Below are 2,943 nucleotides of genomic sequence, written 5' to 3'. Positions count from 1 at the left end.
GCTCGTCCCAGTACGGCATGCTGATGGAAATCCCGTTGGACTTGGTCGCCGCCGTCAGGCGTTTGCGCGGCYGGGTCTGGGCCAGCTCGAAAGCGAACTTGAGAATCCGGTCGACGCCGCGCCGCGTGAACACCGACTCTTGCAGCACGAACTCATGCTCGGTGCCTTCGAACATCTTGCCGCCGACCGAGGAATATTCACCTTCGGTGTTCTCACGAATCACCACGAAATCGATGTCCCCCGGCTTGCGGCCGGCCAATGGGCACGGCACGCCGGGGAATAACCGCACCGGGCGGATATTCACGTACTGGTCGAAATCCCGACGGAATTTCAGCAGCGAACCCCACAGGGAAATGTGGTCCGGCACCTTGTCTGGCCAGCCCACGGCGCCGAAGTAGATCGCATCAAAACCCTTGAGCTGTTCGAACCAGTCGTCGGGCATCATCTGCCCGTGCTCCAGGTAGTAATCGCAGTGCGCCCAGTCGAGCACCTCGATGCTCAATTCCAGCTGCCATTTCTTCGCCGCCTGCTCAAGGACTCGCAGCCCTTCGGGCAGGACTTCCTTGCCGATGCCATCGCCGGCAATCGCGGCGATTCTGAATGTCTTGCTCATCAATCGTGGCTCCCCGTGTCTGTGAGTTACAGCCCGCCAATGTGGAAGGCTTTGACTTCAAGGTATTCGTCCAGGCCGTACTTGCTGCCTTCACGGCCCAGACCCGACTGCTTGATGCCGCCGAACGGCGCGACTTCCATGGAAATGATCCCGGTGTTGAGGCCGACCATGCCGAACTCCAGCGCTTCGCCGAAACGCCACGAGCGGCGCAGGTCCTGAGTGAAATAGTAGGCGCCCAGTCCATAAGGCGTGGCATTGGCCAGCGCGAGTGCTTCGGCCTCCTCGGTAAAGCGCATCAGCGGCGCCACCGGGCCGAAGGTTTCTTCGTTGGCCAGCAGCATGCCGGCGTGGGCATCGCCGAGTACCGTTGGCTGGACAAATTGACTGTCGCCCTCGGGAATACCGCCGCAGAGCAAGCGCGCGCCCTGGCTCAGGGCATCGTCGATATGCCGGGCGACTTTGCTCACTGCCGCCGGATTGATCAGCGGGCCGATGGTGACGTCGGCGTCGAGGCCGTTACCGACCTTGAGCTTGCCCACCTCCTCCACCAACCGCTGGGCGAAGCGCTCGTAGATGCCGTCCTGCACCAGGATGCGGTTGGCGCAGACGCAGGTCTGCCCGGCGTTGCGAAACTTGCTGAGCATGATGCCCGTCACAGCCTGCTCCAGGTCAGCATCGTCGAACACAATGAACGGCGCATTGCCGCCCAGCTCCAGGCTCAAGCGCTTGATGTGCTCGGCACTCTGGCGCATCAGCAAGCGGCCCACCGCCGTCGAACCGGTGAAGGAAAGCTTGCGTACGGTCGGGTTGCCGGTCAGCTCTTCGCCGATGCCGGCGGGCATTCCGGTCAGCACGTTGAACACCCCGGCCGGGATGCCGACGCGCTCGGCCAGTACTGCCAGGGCCAGTGCCGACAATGGCGTCAGGTCCGAGGGTTTGACGATGATCGGACAACCCGCCGCCAAGGCCGGCGCGCACTTGCGGGTGATCATCGCGTTGGGGAAGTTCCACGGGGTGATGGCCGCACAGACACCCACCGGTTGCTTGAGGGTCAGCAGTCGGCGGTCGCCGCTGGGGGCCGGTATGGTTTCGCCGTAAACCCGGCGGGCCTCTTCGGCAAACCATTTGACGAAACCGGCGCCGTAGCGAATTTCGCCTTTGGCTTCGTTGAGCGGTTTGCCCTGCTCGCAAGTCATGATCAACGCGAGGTCATCGAGGTTGTCGATCATCGCCTGATACCAGCGCTCCAGCAGCGCCGCACGCTCGGCCGCCGGGCGGGCGCGCCAGGCTGGCCAGGCTTTTTCGGCGGCGTCGATGGCGCGGCGGGTTTCCGTGCCTTGCATCGCCGGTACGCGGGCAAGGAACTGGCCGTTGGCCGGGTCGATGACGTCCAGCGTCGCGGCGTTGTCGGCGCCGATCCACTGCCCGTCGATGTAGGCGAGTTCTGCCAAAAGGCTTGGGTCTTTCAAACGATTCTTGAGCATGGTCGAGGTCCTGATCCGAGACACTTGCCAGTCTAGGGAGGTGCCTCGGAAGAGGATGCTGAAAGTGCCTTGAGGGCAGCGTCGGATGCTGAAAATCGCGGCGGGACGGCAGGCTCTACCGAAGGAGTTTATGGTCTATCAGACAAACGCTCGCGATAGCGGTGGATCAGGCAATATTGATGTTGAGAGATAAGCCGCCATCGCGAGCAGGCTCGCTCCCACATTTAATTCTTTTACAATTTCAAAGAACCGGTCAGGCCCTCAAGAAACCGCTCCCCGGCCTCCATCTGGCTGATCTCGATGAACTCGTCCGGCTTGTGCGCCTGTTCGATCGAACCCGGTCCGCAGACCACCACCGGCACATCCAGGCGCTGCTTGAACAACCCGCCTTCGGTGCCGAACGAGACTTTGGCGGTGCCGGTATCCGGTGCGGCGAAGTTCTTCAGAAAGCGCACCGCTTCGACACTCGGATGGGTATCGAGACCTGGATAGACATTGAGGGTTTCAATCTCGATGTCCGCCACGCTGGAGAGCTTTTTGGCCTCGCGTACGATCACTTCCGCACGCTCTTGCATCTGCGTCAGGAACTGATCCAGATCGTCTGCCGGCAGGTTGCGCACTTCGAAGTCGAGGGTGCAGAGGTTCGGCACGATGTTCAGCGCCTTGCCGCCGACAATCTGTCCGACATGCACCGTGCTGTAAGGCACGTCGTAGTCCGCATCCTGAGCGCCCTGCTCTTGCAATTGCTGTTGGCTTTGACGCAGTGCCGCGATGAAATCGCAAGCCACGTGGATCGCATTGACCGAGCGCGGCGCCAGCGATGAGTGCGCCTCCAGGCCCCGACAG

At 62.0% G+C, this 2,943-nt stretch carries 3 protein-coding genes; all 3 read right to left on the bottom strand.

The window, feature by feature from the left end; genetic code table 11:
• Window positions 1-613: isocitrate/isopropylmalate family dehydrogenase (locus tag AC1DH9_RS27645; protein WP_477809186.1), on the bottom strand; the 613-nt coding region annotated here is incomplete at its 3' end.
• Between the two features lie 26 nt (window positions 614-639).
• Window positions 640-2,097: an NAD-dependent succinate-semialdehyde dehydrogenase gene (locus AC1DH9_RS27640; RefSeq protein WP_427545829.1), complete on the bottom strand. Its 1,458-nt coding sequence runs from the start codon at window positions 2,095-2,097 to the stop codon at window positions 640-642.
• A 233-nt stretch (window positions 2,098-2,330) separates the two neighbouring features.
• Window positions 2,331-2,943 (bottom strand): M20/M25/M40 family metallo-hydrolase (locus tag AC1DH9_RS27635; RefSeq protein WP_477809185.1); only part of this gene is annotated, 613 nt, incomplete at its 5' end.

It is taken from the genome of Pseudomonas sp. 05T35 (genome assembly GCF_056396605.1).
The sequence above is the reverse complement of the archived record's forward strand: the minus strand, read 5'-3'. Positions and strand labels throughout refer to the sequence as shown.